We start from the raw sequence: 14194 nt of genomic DNA on the forward strand, positions 1-14194 counted from the left end.
TAGGCCGTCAGCGCCACGCCAGCGCGACGCTCGGCTGCTAGCCGTTCTCGGCTATGTCGGTCAGCACCGCGAACATGGTGCGGGCCGGCACACCGGTCGCGCCCTTGGGCGTGTATCCCCACGGGCTGCCGGTGTTGTAAGCCGGGCCGGCCACGTCGATGTGCGCCCAGCTCACGCCGTCGGCCACGAATTCGCGCAGGAACACCCCGGCCACCAGCATCCCGGCAAAGCGCTGACCACTGACATTGGCCAGGTCGGCCACCGTGGACTTCAAGTCCTCCTTGAGCTCGTCGGGCAGCGGCATCGGCCAGCCGTTCTCGCCCACCCGTTGCGAGATCGCGGCGACCCGGTCGCGGAACTCGTCGCTGCCCATCACCCCGGGTATCCGCGAGCCCAGCGCCACCGTCTGGGCACCCGTCAGCGTGGACGTCTCGATCAGGTAGTCCGGGTTGTCCTCGCACGCCCGGACGATGGCGTCGGCAAGGATGAGCCTGCCCTCCGCGTCGGTGTTGAGCACCTCGACCGTGGTTCCGCCGTATTGCGTCAGAACGTCGCCCGGGCGCTGCGCCGTCGCCGACGGCATGTTCTCGGCCATCGGCACGGTGGCGATCACGTCGATGGGCAGCGCCAGCTGGGCGGCCAGCGTGACGGTCGCGATGACCGCGGCGGCGCCGCCCATGTCCGAGGTCATGTAGTGCATTGACGCCGCCGGCTTGATGGAGATGCCGCCGGTGTCGAAAGTGATGCCCTTACCGACCAGCGCGACTCGCTTTCCAGCCTTGCCCTTCTTGCCTTTGGCCAGCTGTGAACCCCGATGGATCAGCCGCACCAGCCGCGGTGGGCGCGACGAGCCCTGACCGACACCGATCACCCCGCCGTAGTTGGCCTTCTGTAGCGCCTTGTCGTCGAGCACCTCCACCTCGAGGCCGGCGGATTCGCCCAAAGCCTTTGCACGCTTGGCGAATTCGGCGGGAAACAGGTGGCTGGGCGGGGTGTTGACCAAGTCACGGGCGGTGGCAACCGCGGTCGCGACGGCAGCGCCGTGCGCGCTGTGTTTCTTGGCGTCTTTCGAGGTGGCTAACACCGTGATCTTGCGCAGGCCTTTGTCTTTCGGCGCGGTCTTGTCGGTGCGGAATGCGGTGAACCGGTAGCTGCCCAGGATCAGCCCCTCGACGGCGGCCGAGCAGACGTCGTCACCGGGCAGCTCTGTCAGCGTCGTGATCACTGTCTCTGCGCCGCCCAGCGACCGCGCCGCCACACCGGCGGCGCGACGGATCGTGTCGGCCGGCCACTCGGATCGCGGCTTGCCCAGGCCGATTGTGAGCACGCTGGACACCGGCAGCGACGACACCACCAGCCGGTGCACCTGTTCGCTGCCACCGGTGGCTTCCAGTGCCCGAAGGCCGGCCTCGATCTCGGCGACCGCCGCGGCGGGCAGGAACGGCTCGGCCGCGACCCGAAGTACAGAGACCGCGCCGGGCTTGTCTTCGTCGCCGGTCGAGACGACCGGCACGAGCAGCACCGCGGAACCGGCACTGCGTTTGGGCAGCGACGTGGCGACGTTGACGGAGGGGGCTTGGTAACCCGGTTCGGTGGTGGTCACGGGCAATTACCCTAGTCACCGGGGGTAGGGCTTAGCTCGGCAGCGTCCCCGCGTGCAGGTCGAAAGCGGTCACCGGGTCGTCGAAACCCTTGAGTGTCAACGGAGCCTGGGCGACCGCGGGCCAGTCGGGCAACTCGTCGCGCAGCTCGGACGTGGCCAGGATCTGCTCAGGTGTCGCTGCGGCCACGAGTCGGGCAGCCAGATTGACCGGGTTGCCGAAGTAGTCGCCGTTGATGGCCACGACCGTGCCGTATGCAAGGCCGGCGCGGACCTGCAGTCCTTCCTCGCGCGCTTTGGGGTGCTCGACGAGATCAACCGCCGCCCGCACCAGCCGCTCGGGCGCCGAACTCACCCACATCACCTCGTCGCCGATGAACTTCACCACCCGGCCGCCGTCGGCATGCACCACGTCGGAGACGGTGCCGGCGAACTCGTTGAGCAAATACGACAACTGCGCCGGCGTGAGGGCCTGAGTCAACGCGGTGAAGCCGGACAGATCCGCGAAACCAACACCGCACACCACGGCCGCCGACGTGTCGCGAAGTACACCCTCGAAATGCGTCCGAGCGCTGGTCAGATGGTGACGGTGCACGATGTCGATCAGTGCCCCGATCCGGGGGACGAACTCGGCGACCGAGCGGTACGCCTGCGCAGTGGCGAGTTCGTCGCGGGTGTGGGTCATCTGGATGTCCGGCGTCCCGGCGCGGATCAGTGTCGACTCGGCTTCGGCGAGCCGGGCCATGGCGGCGCCCAGTACCCGCAACAGGCCCAATGCGCCGTCCTGGCCGACGACCGCCTTGAGCGCGAGCCAGGTTGCCAGGGCGTCGACGTCGGCCTGGCTCAGCACAGGAATATCAGCACCGGCGACAGTCAGGCCGAGCAAAGCCCAGGCGCGCGCGACGTCCTCGGCTGCTACCCCGAGCTCCTCGGCCGCGGTCCGCAACGTGTAGATCGGGCGCCCCGACCACGACAGAACATCACCGGCCAGGCCGAACAGCCGGCCGCGGAGTTCGGCTTCAGCCATCTCCTGGACCGAGAAGCCAAGGTCGTCCAGATACTTGATCAGGTCGGCTCGCTCGCGTGGATTGGCGATCCCGGCCGCTTCCAGCGCGTCGAAGTCGAGCGAATCGAACACCCACCCAAGTGTGCCAGGCAGGGGTGACGATTAGGGTGGGACGCCGTGAGCGATGCGCCAGACCTCTTGCACGGACCCCTGGAGGAGCGCCACCGCGAGCTGGGCGCAAGTTTCGCCGAGTTCGGCGGCTGGCTGATGCCGGTGTCGTACGCCGGGACCGTCAGCGAGCACAACGCCACGCGCAATGCGGTGGGCCTGTTCGACGTCAGCCACCTCGGCAAGGCGTTGGTCCGCGGGCCGGGCGCCGCGCAGTTCGTCAACTCCGCGCTCACCAACGACCTGGGCCGCATTGGGCCGGGCAAGGCTCAATCCGGCAAGGCTCAATCCGGCAAGGCGCAATACACACTGTGCTGCACCGAATCCGGCGGCGTCATCGACGATCTCATCGCCTACTACGTCGACGACGACGAGATTTTTCTGGTGCCGAACGCCGCCAACACCGCCGCGGTGGTCGAGGCGCTGCAAGCGGCCGCCCCGCCCGACCTGACGATCACCAACCTGCATCGCTCCTATGCGGTGCTGGCGGTGCAGGGGCCACGATCGACCGAGGTGCTCGACGCGCTGGGGCTGCCGACGGGCATGGATTACATGGGCTACGCCGATTCCTCGTACTCCGGGCTGCCGGTGCGAGTCTGTCGCACCGGGTACACCGGCGAGCACGGTTACGAACTACTGCCACCGTGGGAATCCGCGGGCGTGGTGTTCGACGCGCTGGTGGCGGCGGTTTCCGAGGCCCGCGGCGAGCTCGCGGGCCTGGGCGCCCGCGACACTCTGCGCACCGAGATGGGATATCCGCTGCACGGGCACGAACTTTCGCTCGACATCTCGCCGTTGCAGGCCCGGTGCGGATGGGCGATCGGTTGGAAGAAGGACGCGTTCTTCGGCCGCGACGCGCTGCTGGCGGAGAAAGCGGCGGGACCGCGGCGCTTGTTGCGGGGACTGCGGATGGTCGGCCGCGGGGTGTTGCGTCCCGGGCTGACGGTGCATTCCGGGGACAGCACGGTGGGGGTCACCACGTCGGGAACCTTTTCTCCTACGTTGCAGGTGGGCATCGCGCTGGCCTTGATCGACAGCGATGCCGGCGTGGAGGACGGCCAGCGCATCACCGTCGACGTCCGCGGCCGGTCCGTCGAGTGCGAAGTCGTGCGCCCGCCGTTCGTCGCCGCGAAAACCCGCTAGCCAGTACCGGTTCACGTGGCAAAAACCCGATCGTACGCGGATATACAATCGGCGCCATGACCAGCGGCTCACTTCGGTTCACGGTTTCTCGCGCGGCGAATCCCGCGACCGACGCCGAACGTGAGTCGATCCTGGCCGACCCGGGTTTCGGCAAATACTTCACCGACCACATGGTGTCGATCGACTACACCGGCGGCAAGGGTTGGCACGATGCGCGGGTCATCCCGTACGGCCCGATAGAACTGGATCCGTCGGCGATCGTGCTGCACTACGCACAGGAAGTCTTCGAGGGGCTCAAGGCTTACCGCTGGGCGGACGGCTCCATCGTGTCGTTTCGCGCCGAGGCCAATGCGGCGAGGCTGCGTTCGTCGGCGCGGCGGCTCGCGATTCCCGAACTGCCCGAAAAGCTGTTCATCGAATCCCTTTGCCAGCTAATCGCTGTCGACAACGCTTGGGTGCCGCGGGCCGGCGGCGAAGAGGCGCTGTATCTGCGGCCGTTCATCTTCGCCACGGAGCCCGGACTGGGCGTGCGACCGGCCAAGCAGTACCGCTACCTGCTGATCGCCTCGCCGGCCGGCGCATATTTCAAGGGCGGCGTCAGCCCCGTCACCGTCTGGGTGTCGACGGAGTATGTGCGGGCCAGCCCGGGCGGGACCGGCGCGGCCAAGTTCGGCGGCAACTACGCCGCCTCGCTGCTGGCTCAGGTACAAGCCGCCGAAAACGGTTGCGACCAGGTGGTATGGCTGGACGCGGTCGAGCGTCGCTTCGTCGAAGAGATGGGCGGCATGAACCTCTTCTTCGTGCTGGGCAGCGGCGGACACGCGCGGCTGGTCACCCCGGAGCTGTCCGGCTCGCTGCTGCCCGGCATTACGCGAGATTCGTTGCTGCAGTTGGCTATTGATGCCGGATTCTCCGTCGAGGAACGCAAGATCGATATCGACGAGTGGCAGAAGAAAGCCGCCGCGGGCGAGATCACCGAGGTGTTCGCCTGCGGCACCGCCGCCGTCATCACCCCGGTTTCGCGCGTCAAGTACGGCGACAGCGAGTTCACCGTCGCCGACGGCCAACCGGGCGAGGTGACCATGGCGATGCGCGACACGCTGACCGGGATCCAACGGGGCACCTTCGCCGACACCCACGGCTGGATGGCCCGGCTGGGGTAGGCGCCGATTGCCCAACGTGAAACCAGCTTCACGCTCGACGCTTGCTAGATCCGGACCAGTCCCGCAAGCGCCACGGCGCTCACCGTCGTGGTCAGTTCGATCGCGGCGCCCAGCACGTCACCGGTGATGCCGCCGAACCGGCGCACGCAGTGGGCGACCAGGGCCGCGCCGCAGCACACCGCCACCAGCGCCGCCACCGGCCCCTGCCACGGTCGCGGACCCGCCAGCAGCGAAACGCCCAGCAGCACCGCGAGCCAGCCCGCCACCACCGGCGCGGGCTGACTACCTGCGACCCGGGCACCCAGGGCGCTGCCGTCGGCCGCCGGCACCGACCGGCGGCAGGCCAGCACCGCGGTGACCCGGCCGGCAAAGACCGCGACGAAAACACCCGCCGGTCTGAGCGCCGAGAATGCCAGCCCCTGCGACACGATCACCAGCACGACGGCCGCCACACCGAACGGTCCGGTCGATCCGTCGCGCATCACCGCAAGTGCGCGCTGCGGCGATCCGTAGCAACCCAGCCCGTCGGCCGTATCGGCGACACCATCGATGTGCAGGCCGCGGGTCGCGAGCAACAGAGCGGTCACGGCGAGTAGTCCGGCGAGCGGGCTTGACGGGCCGAAAGCCCATGCGCCGCACCACGTGACGCCCGCGGCCAACACCCCCAGCGCGGCGCCGACCACCGGCAGCGCCGTCATCGCGCCCCGGCCCATCGGGGCACTGCCCGCACGCGGAACGGGCAGCACGGTCGCGAAAGCGAAGGCCGTTGCCAGCGAACGCATCACAGGGAGGCTCGGTTGGAGACGCCAGCGTCTGTGAATGTCGCCATCGACGAAAGTGCTGCCACCGCGGCGCGCAGCACGGGCAGCGCCACCGCGGCGCCGGTTCCCTCACCCAGCCGCATGCGCAGATCCAGGATCGGGTCTAACTCAAGCGCGCCCAGCGCCAGTTCGTGACCCGGCTCGGTGGACCGGTGACCCGCTTGCCACCACTGCCGGGCGCCGGGCGCCAGGCGCTCGGAGACCAACGCGGCGGCCGTCACCGCCATGCCGTCGAGAAGCAGCGGGGTACGCCGCACCGCGGCCTGTGCGCAAAAGCCGGCCATCGCGGCCAAATCGGCGCCGCCGCAGCAGCGCAGCAACCCGACCGGGTCGGGCAACACCAGCCGCGCCCTAAACAGGGCATCGCGTACCGCCGCCGTCTTGCGTGCCCATCCCGCGTCACCGATCCCGGTCCCGAAGCCAACGACCGCGACCGGCTCGGCGTTGGTAAGTGCCGCCACCAAAACCGCTGCCGCCGTTGTGTTTCCGATCCCCATGTCGCCCGCGATCAGCAGGTCCGCGCCGGCGTCGACCTCCTCATCGGCGATGGTCCGGCCCGCGGCGACCGCCGCGACGGTCTCGGCGTCGGTCAGAGCGTCTTGGATCGTGATATTGCCACTGCCACGTCGCACCTTGTGGGCGCCGATCCGCTCCGAAGCCGCGTCGGCGTCGACCGCCAGGTCCGCCACCCGCACGGTCGCGCCGGCGATGTCGGCCAGCACATTGATCGCCGCCCCGCCGGCATCGATGTTGGCGACCATCTGGGCGGTCACCTCGGGCGGGTACGCCGACACCCCCGATCGCGCGACGCCGTGGTCACCCGCGAAGACCACCACCCGGGCGCGCTCGAACTGCCGCGGCGGACAGTGCCCTTGGCACGACGCAATCCAGACCGACAGGTCTTCGAGGCGGCCGAGGGCCCCCCGCGGCTTGGTCAGGGTGTCCTGACGGGCGCGGGCGGCCGCGGCGGCGTCCGCATCGGGCGGCGACACTGGCGCGAATTCCATCAGCTTCCCGACGGCTTGATCGGTACGGCCTGCCCGGCCACCACCAGCACCACCTGATCGCACAACTCGGCGACGCGCTGGTTGAGGCTGCCCAGTTCGTCGGCGAATCGGCGGCCCGACGCGGAAGCCGGCACCACGGTCAACCCGACTTCCGGGCTGACCAGCACCAGCGTGGAGCCGAATGCGCCGACCGCGGCCAGCATCGACTCGATCGAGTCTTCGATCGAGTTAACGACCGGGCCTTCCACCGGCCCGTCGTCCCATGCGTTGTTCCGGTCCAGTGTGCCGGTCAACCACCCGCCGAGGTCGTCGACGAGCGTCGGGATGTCCGGCGACTGCCGCAATTGGGCGGTGATGTCTTCGGTTTCGACCGTCGACCAATGCGCGGGCCGACGGCCGCGGTGCCGCGCGATCCGGTGCGCCCAGGCCGCATCGTCCCCGCCTGCCGGCCCGGAGGCCAGGTAACGGACCGGCTGGCCGGGCGGCAGCGCCTTGGCGATGGCATCCTCCGCCCACCGAGATTTGCCCGACCTGATCCCGCCGAGCACCAGCGTCCGCACTGGGGTCAGACGGCTTTGCCGCGACGCTTAACCGACACTGCTGCCGCGCTCGACTTGGGGCCGGGGTGCCCGCAACCGGCGCATTTGGGAAGCCCGGCCGGCGGCGTAAATGCCTAGCTTCCAACGGCTTTCGGTGTTGTTCGGGAACTTCGCGTCAACCCGCTTGCTCACTTTGCGACCCAGGATGAGCCCGTCGACACTCATGACGACCATCAGCACCAGCATCGCCGGAGAGACATACAGCTGCAGCTGCGGAACCGCGAACATGACGAAAATCAGAACCAGCGTCGCCGGCATGAACAGGCCGAGGACGTTGCGCCGGGAGTCCACCACATCGCGCACGTAGCGGCGTATCGGCCCCTGATCACGCGGCAACAGGTATGCCTCTTCGCCCGCCATCATGCGATCCCGGCGATCCGTCATGCGAGCGCGGTTGGTGGTTCGCTCGGCCCGGCGCTCCTCGCGGCTGAGTTTGGCGCCGGCCAGCGACTTGCGCCGGGCCCGCGCCTCGGACGCGGTCATGGGTGCCGGTGCGATCGGACCCTTTTTCGTACTGCGTCTGGCGGCGTCGCGCTTGGGCGTGGGCCGGCCCTTGGGATCGGTCCCACGCGACTCACGCGGCGGGCTGGCGGCATCAATCACCACCGGCGCCACAGAACCCTCTTCATGGCCCTTCTTACGGCCCAACAGCTTCACAGTGGCCAGGTTACTTCGCGAGTGCTGCGAGCCGTAATCGCCCTGGAATGCATTGTTATTGCGCATGCGCCAGCGCGTGGCTTGCACCTACGCTTGACTGTGATGAATGGCTACCTGTGATGGACGACGGCACGATGGCCTCGGATGATGACGCCGCTGGCCTCGCACCGGGCCGTCTCCAGTTGCCGGCGATGCTGGTTCTGGTGGCCCCGGATTGCTATGGCGACGGCTTGTCGGCCGTGGAGGCCGCCGCCGCCATCGCGACCGGCTGGACCCGGTCACGTCCGGGCGATCGATTCATTGTCGCCCCGCAGTCCGACGGCGGCCCGGGCTTCGTCGAGGTGCTGGCCAGCCGGCTGGGCAAGACGCGGCGGCTGCGGGTGCAGGGGCCGCTGGACACCACGGTGGAGGCCCAGTGGGTCTTCCAGCGCGGCTCGGCGACCGCGTACCTGGAATGCGCGCAGGCGTGCGGTCTGGCACTCCTTGGCGGCCCGCCCACCCCGGAGACCGCGCTGGCGGCCCACAGCCGGGGCGTGGGGCAGCTCATCGCCGAGGCGCTGCGGGCCGGGGCGAAGCGGGTCGTGGTCGGGCTGGGGGGCAGCGCGTGCATTGATGGCGGGCAAGGGATGATCGCCGAGCTCGGCGGCCTGGATGCCGCCCGCCGGCGACTGGCCGACGTGGAGCTGATCGCCGCCTCGGACACCGAATATCCCCTGCTGGGGCCCTGGGGCGCGGCCAGGGTGTTCGGGCCGCAGAAGGGCGCTGACACGGAGACCGTCGCAGCGCTGGAAGTCCGCCTTGAGGCGTGGGCCATGGAACTGGAAGCGGTGGCCGGACGAGACGTCGGCGCGGAGCCGGGGGCGGGCGCCGCCGGTGGGATTGGTGCCGGGCTGCTCGCGCTCGGCGGTCGCTGCGAGTCCGGCGCGGCGATCATCGCCGAGCACACCCACTTGGCCGACGACCTCGAGACCGCGGAGATGATCGTCACGGGTGAAGGCCGGTTCGACGAGCAGTCCCTGCACGGCAAGGTGGTCGGGTTCCTCGCCGACGCGGCCCGGCCGCTGGGAATCCCGGTGATCGTGCTGGCCGGCCAGGTCGGTCTGGACAATACGTCGGTCCGCACCGCGGGCATCATGTCCGCGTTGTCCATCGCCGATTACGCCGGCTCGGTGCGGTTGGCGCAGGCCGACGCGGCAAATCAGCTGATAGGATTAGCGTCACAGGTGGCGGCGCGACTCGGGAATAGCGGCCCAGCGAGGTACCGTTGACGCATTGGGCTTTCCCCGGTAGTTCGGGCGGGGGCGGACCCGCCCAACGATAGGCATGTAGGAGAAGCAATGACGGTGCAGAACGAGTCAACCACCAAGACCCACGGCGTGATCCTGACCGACGCCGCCGCCTCCAAGGCGAAGTCCCTGCTCGACCAGGAGGGACGCGACGACCTGGCGCTGCGCATCGCGGTCCAGCCCGGCGGCTGCGCTGGGCTGCGCTACAACCTCTTCTTCGACGACCGGACACTGGACGGCGACCTCACCGCGGAGTTCGGTGGCGTGACCCTGACGGTGGACCGGATGAGCGCGCCCTACGTGGAGGGCGCGTCCATCGATTTCGTGGACACCATCGAAAAGCAGGGCTTCACCATCGACAACCCCAATGCCACTGGTTCGTGCGCCTGCGGGGACTCGTTCAACTGACCGCCTAGGGCATCGTCGCCGGGCGCCGTCGCCCCGGCCGGCGGGCTAGTACGAGCCCGCGGTGCGGAGCACGTACGAGCAGACCAGGATCTGGCCTCGCTGGAAGAGCAGCTGTGCGACGCCCTGTGCGTCCGCGCGCGTCGGGCCGCCGGTCGCAGGAGATACCCGCATGGTGAACAGCGCCTGGGCCTGATACTGAGACAAGTACACGATCTTGTCGATCGAGGTCAGCTCGACCTCGGAGAATTGCTTGCGGAACGCGTCGCTGCTCATTTTGGCCAGCGCCTGGTCGGAACGCTTGTCGCGCACGCCGTCGTACATACCGCACAGGGCGTTGCGCACGATCACGTCGATATCACGGTGCTCGAGCGCGTCGAGATACTCCTGGATTGCCGTCTTGGCCGCTCCCTCGGAGAACTGGGCGCCGGTGTTGGCCCCGTTGGTCCGGACCCCGTACACGATCGCCACCGTCATCGCTGCCACCAGCGCGACGGCCACGAAGATGCCGATGATCAGGCGCCGCTTGGACCGTCGGCTCGGATACGACCCCGGTGGGGGTTGCCGGGCATAACTGCCCGAAGGGGGTCCCGCGTCGGTGTTTGGCGCCGAGGCGAAGGTCGGGTCGCCGGCGGCGGGCCCGGTGGGGAACTCGAGCGGACGCGTCTCGGCGTGGGGCGTTGGTCCGGTGCCGACGGCGTGGTTCGGCGGGTGCGGGCCGGCCATTGCGGTTCTCCTACGGTGGTAGACGGGACGCAGTAAGAGTCGGGTCGGGTTACCGCCCGATTCTTGGGGTCCCGGCGACTTTGAGTGAGTTCCCTAGGCAGGCTAGCGCAAGACTTTCCGACGACCGTGACGCGACGACGCTCGGTACGTCTGAGTAAGCTAGATAACCTTACTAACGAGGGATGGAGATTTCGTGACGATCGCGGTGACAGGTTCGATTGCGACCGACAACCTGATGCGGTTCCCCGGCCGATTTTCCGAGCAGCTGCTGGCTGATCATCTGCAGAAGGTATCGCTCAGCTTCCTGGTCGACGACCTGGTGATTCATCGCGGCGGTGTGGCGGGAAACATCGCTTTCGCCATCGGTGTGCTGGGCGGTGACGTCGCGCTGGTCGGTGCGGCCGGTGACGACTTCGCCGACTATCGCAAGTGGCTGCAGGCCTACCGCGTGAACTGCGACAACGTGCTGATCTCCGACAGCGCGCACACGGCGCGTTTCACCTGCACCACCGACATCGACATGGCCCAGATCGCATCTTTCTACCCGGGCGCCATGTCGGAGGCTCGCAACATCAAGCTCGCCGACGTGATCGCGAACATCGGCGCGCCGGAGTTGGTGATCATCGGGGCCAACGACCCCGACGCGATGTTCTTGCACACCGAGGAGTGCCGCAAGCTCGGGCTGGCCTTCGCCGCCGACCCGTCCCAGCAGCTGGCCCGGCTATCCGGGGACGAGATCCGCAAGCTGATCGATGGCGCCAAGTACCTGTTCACCAACGACTACGAGTGGGACCTGATGCTGTCCAAGACCGGCTGGACGGAGGCCGACGTTATGGGACAGATCGATCTGCGGGTCACCACGCTGGGTCCCAAGGGTGTGGATGTGGTCGAGCCCGACGGCACCAGCATCCACGTCGACGTGGTGCCCGAGATCAGCCAGACCGACCCCACGGGGGTCGGCGACGCCTTCCGGGCCGGATTCCTCACGGGCCGCAGCGCGGGTCTCAGCCTGGAGCGTTCCGCGCAGCTGGGCTCGCTCGTCGCCGTGCTGGTGCTGGAGTCGACGGGAACCCAGGAGTGGACCTGGGACCACGAGATCGCGGCGACCCGGCTGGCCGGCGCCTACGGCGACGACGCCTCCGCCGAGATCAGCGCCGTGCTGGCCTGAATTCTGCTCGCCCGCTCGCCGTCAGAGCTGGACCGGGTAGTGCGGCTCGCTGATCTGCGGCACCACGCTGCCCTCGACGAAGATGGCGTGCCAAAGCATGAAGATCAGCACGGTCCACAGCCGGCGGCTGTGGTCACTGGCGCCGCTTCGGTGCTCGTCGAGCATGCGGCGCACGGCGGCTGGGTCGACAAAGTCGACCAATGAACTGGCCTGCGACGAGTCCACCAACGCGTAGGCCCACTCCAGCAGTTCGCCCGCCCTCAGCCAATGCCGGATCGGCACCGGGAACCCGAGCTTGGGCCGGTGCAGCACATGCGCCGGAACGATGGGCTCCAGCGCGCGCCGCAACGCGTACTTGGTGGTCGTGCGGGTGATCTTCGCCTCTACCGGCAACCGCGAGGCGACGGCGAACACCTCCGGGTCCAGGAACGGCACCCGAAGCTCCAGTGAGTTGGCCATCGTCATCTTGTCGGCCTTCACCAGAATGTCGCCGCGCAACCAGGTGAACAGGTCGACGTGCTGCATGCGGGCCACCGGGTCCCAGCCGGCCGATTCGGCGTACAGCGACGCGGTCACATCGGTGTGGGTCCAGTCGTCGCGAAACCCGGGCAGCACGTCTCGCAACTGCGCATCGGAGAAGCTGCGGGCATTGCCGTAGTAGCGCTCCTCGAGTGTCAGCGAGCCGCGGTGCAGCAGGCTCTTGCCACGCATGCCTTCCGGCAGCGGTTTGGACACCTTGCCCATCGAACGCCGCAGCGGCCGGGGCAGATAGTCGAAGGGCTTCAACGACAGCGGCTCCCGGTAGATCGTGTAGCCGCCGAACAGCTCGTCGGCACCCTCGCCGGACAGCACCACCTTGACGTGCTTGCGGGCCTCGCGGGCGACGAAGAACAGCGGCACCAGGGCGGGGTCGGCAACCGGCTCGTCGAGGTACCAGACGATCTCGGGCAGGGCGGCGACGAACTCGTCTGGGCTGACCACCTTGGCGATGTGCCGGGCACCGATCGCCTCCGCGGAGGCCACCGCGACGTCGATCTCGGAGAACCCCTCACGCTCGAACCCGGTGGTGAACGTGATCAACCTGGGGTTGTGCCGGATCGCCAACGCCGCGATGGCAGTCGAGTCGATGCCCCCGGACAGAAACGCCCCGACGGTGACGTCGGCGCGCATGTGCTTGGCCACCGAGTCCTCGAGCACCGCGGTGATCTCGTCGTAGCGGGCCTGTTCGGTGTCGCCGGTGATCGGTGTGACGGCAAACCGGGGCACGAAATAGCGGGTGACCTCAGGCGCCGTCCCGGGACGGATCCGCGCGTAGCAGCCCGATTCCAGCCGGCGCACCCCGCGGTGCAACGTCTCCGGCTCGGGAACGTACTGCAGGACGGTGTAGTGCTGTACCGCCCGCTGATCGATGCGGGTGTCGAACCCGACCAACTCGGCCAAATCCAGCAGGCATTTCTTCTCGCTGGCCACCGAGGTACCGCCGCTGCCGGTGGCCATGAAGAGCGGTTTAATGCCGAAAGGGTCACGGGCGCAGAATAATTCGCGTTTGACGGTGTCCCACAGCGCGAACGCGAACATGCCGCGCAGCCGCGTCAGCACGTCGGTGCCCCAGTGGTGATAGCCGGCGACGATGGCCTCGCCGTCGCCGTCGGTGGCGAAAACCGCCCCGTGCCGGGTGGCCAGTTCGTCGCGCAGCTCGAGGTAGTTGTAGATCTCGCCGTTGAACACCAGTACGTAGCGGTCGGGCGCATCCGGTGGCCCCCATCGCAGCGGCTGATGTGAGTGCGCGATGTCGATGATCGACAGCCGGTTGAAGCCGAACACCACCGTGCCGTCCTCACCGGGGTCCGACCAGGTGCCCGGCTCGTCGGGCCCGCGGTGCCGCATCAAATGCGTGGCGCGCGCGATGGCGGCGTCGGACCGGGCAGCATCGCGGCCGGGGCTCTCGGCTTCCGCCGGGGCCGCCACGAACGCCAGCAGACCACACACGGCGCCCCAGTATGCCGCACTCGCGCCGCCCGCGGATGCGGCACACCCGGCGGCGGGCCGACCGACCGGTCGGGGTTTCGTCGCCGAGGCTAGTGGCGTGGTCTACGCTGCGTAGTATTCGATGTCCAAGCAGGAGGCGCCAACGTGACACCTCGCGAGCAGATCCGTTCGCAACGTTTGTCGCAGGGCAGGTTTCAGAGCCTTTTTGGAGGCCTTTTTGAGGGCTTTTTTGGAGGCGCGCACCGGGGCCTGTTTCGTCGGCTGCGGCCGCTGGCGCTGGCCGCGACGCTGGGCGTCCTGGCGCTAACCCTGAGCGGATGCAGCTGGTCGGAGGCGCTGGGCATGGGCTGGCCGGAGGGCATCACCCCGCAGGCCCACCTCAATCGGGAGCTGTGGATCGGAGCGGTGGTCGCTTCGCTGGTCGTCGGTGTCATCGTGTGGGGCCTCATCTTCTGG

General features: G+C 68.5%; 13 protein-coding genes and 1 pseudogene. 6 read left to right on the plus strand and 8 right to left on the minus strand.

The features are described from left to right. Positions 1-37: 37 nt before the first annotated feature. Both ACLP4W_RS08890 and ACLP4W_RS08895 read right to left on the minus strand, forming a co-directional pair. On the minus strand, positions 38-1609 hold the full coding sequence (locus tag ACLP4W_RS08890) for a leucyl aminopeptidase (protein ID WP_442385777.1): 1572 nt from the start codon (positions 1607-1609) through the stop codon (positions 38-40). 25 nt (positions 1610-1634) lie between these two features. Beyond that, positions 1635-2738, minus strand: a complete 1104-nt coding sequence (locus ACLP4W_RS08895) for an adenylate/guanylate cyclase domain-containing protein (protein ID WP_442385778.1) — start codon at positions 2736-2738, stop codon at positions 1635-1637. Between the two features lie 45 nt (positions 2739-2783). On the opposite strand from ACLP4W_RS08895, the gene gcvT reads away from it, so the two are divergent. Both gcvT and ACLP4W_RS08905 read left to right on the plus strand, forming a co-directional pair. After that, positions 2784-3917, plus strand: coding sequence for a glycine cleavage system aminomethyltransferase GcvT (gene gcvT / locus ACLP4W_RS08900; RefSeq protein WP_442385779.1), 1134 nt, complete (start codon positions 2784-2786; stop codon positions 3915-3917). A gap of 56 nt (positions 3918-3973) precedes the next feature. Beyond that, positions 3974-5080, plus strand: a complete 1107-nt coding sequence (locus tag ACLP4W_RS08905; protein WP_442385780.1) for a branched-chain amino acid aminotransferase — start codon at positions 3974-3976, stop codon at positions 5078-5080. A gap of 44 nt (positions 5081-5124) precedes the next feature. Here the strand turns inward: ACLP4W_RS08905 and ACLP4W_RS08910 are convergent, their stop codons facing one another. From ACLP4W_RS08910 to ACLP4W_RS08925, 4 genes are read right to left on the minus strand one after another with little or no spacing between them, the layout of a single operon-like run. Further along, positions 5125-5865 carry an adenosylcobinamide-GDP ribazoletransferase gene (locus ACLP4W_RS08910; protein WP_442385781.1) on the minus strand — a complete coding sequence of 247 codons (741 nt, stop codon included), beginning with the start codon at positions 5863-5865 and terminating at the stop codon, positions 5125-5127. Then, positions 5862-6911 carry a nicotinate-nucleotide--dimethylbenzimidazole phosphoribosyltransferase gene (gene cobT, locus ACLP4W_RS08915; RefSeq protein WP_442385787.1) on the minus strand — a complete coding sequence of 350 codons (1050 nt, stop codon included), beginning with the start codon at positions 6909-6911 and terminating at the stop codon, positions 5862-5864. Before cobT ends, ACLP4W_RS08910 begins: the two co-directional genes overlap by 4 nt. Further along, on the minus strand, positions 6908-7468 hold the full coding sequence (locus ACLP4W_RS08920; RefSeq protein ID WP_442385782.1) for a bifunctional adenosylcobinamide kinase/adenosylcobinamide-phosphate guanylyltransferase: 561 nt from the start codon (positions 7466-7468) through the stop codon (positions 6908-6910). The genes cobT and ACLP4W_RS08920 overlap by 4 nt, the downstream gene beginning before the upstream one ends. 27 nt (positions 7469-7495) lie before the next feature. After that, entirely contained in the window at positions 7496-8122 is a 627-nt protein-coding gene (locus ACLP4W_RS08925) for a DUF3043 domain-containing protein (protein ID WP_442385788.1), read from the minus strand. 233 nt (positions 8123-8355) lie between these two features. Between ACLP4W_RS08925 and ACLP4W_RS08930 the strand changes: the two genes are divergently transcribed. Then, a complete protein-coding gene (locus tag ACLP4W_RS08930; protein WP_442385789.1) occupies positions 8356-9432 on the plus strand; it encodes a glycerate kinase family protein in 1077 nt (358 codons plus the stop codon). A gap of 69 nt (positions 9433-9501) precedes the next feature. Further along, positions 9502-9858 carry a HesB/IscA family protein gene (locus ACLP4W_RS08935; RefSeq protein ID WP_442385783.1) on the plus strand — a complete coding sequence of 119 codons (357 nt, stop codon included), beginning with the start codon at positions 9502-9504 and terminating at the stop codon, positions 9856-9858. Between the two features lie 45 nt (positions 9859-9903). On the opposite strand, the gene ACLP4W_RS08940 is transcribed toward ACLP4W_RS08935, so the two are convergent. Next, positions 9904-10581 carry an Rv0361 family membrane protein gene (locus tag ACLP4W_RS08940; protein WP_442385784.1) on the minus strand — a complete coding sequence of 226 codons (678 nt, stop codon included), beginning with the start codon at positions 10579-10581 and terminating at the stop codon, positions 9904-9906. Between the two features lie 193 nt (positions 10582-10774). Between ACLP4W_RS08940 and ACLP4W_RS08945 the strand changes: the two genes are divergently transcribed. After that, entirely contained in the window at positions 10775-11749 is a 975-nt protein-coding gene (locus tag ACLP4W_RS08945; protein WP_442385785.1) for a carbohydrate kinase family protein, read from the plus strand. A 21-nt stretch (positions 11750-11770) separates the two neighbouring features. Here the strand turns inward: ACLP4W_RS08945 and asnB are convergent, their stop codons facing one another. Further along, a complete protein-coding gene (asnB, locus tag ACLP4W_RS08950) occupies positions 11771-13738 on the minus strand; it encodes an asparagine synthase (glutamine-hydrolyzing) (RefSeq protein WP_442385786.1) in 1968 nt (655 codons plus the stop codon). 144 nt (positions 13739-13882) lie between these two features. Between asnB and ACLP4W_RS08955 the strand changes: the two are divergent. Then, positions 13883-14194, plus strand: a pseudogene (locus tag ACLP4W_RS08955) (cytochrome c oxidase subunit II); the annotation flags it as partial.

It is taken from the genome of Mycobacterium sp., from assembly GCF_052145595.1.
Taxonomy (GTDB): domain Bacteria; phylum Actinomycetota; class Actinomycetes; order Mycobacteriales; family Mycobacteriaceae; genus Mycobacterium.

What these genes read in the sequence shown, in the direction of transcription:
- ACLP4W_RS08935 (WP_442385783.1), top strand. Translation starts at nt 9,502, where the DNA reads ATGACGGTGCAGAACGAGTCAACCACCAAGACCCACGGCGTGATCCTG.
- ACLP4W_RS08940 (WP_442385784.1), bottom strand. Translation starts at nt 10,581, where the DNA reads ATGGCCGGCCCGCACCCGCCGAACCACGCCGTCGGCACCGGACCAACG.
- ACLP4W_RS08905 (WP_442385780.1), top strand. Translation starts at nt 3,974, where the DNA reads ATGACCAGCGGCTCACTTCGGTTCACGGTTTCTCGCGCGGCGAATCCC.
- ACLP4W_RS08930 (WP_442385789.1), top strand. Translation starts at nt 8,356, where the DNA reads ATGCTGGTTCTGGTGGCCCCGGATTGCTATGGCGACGGCTTGTCGGCC.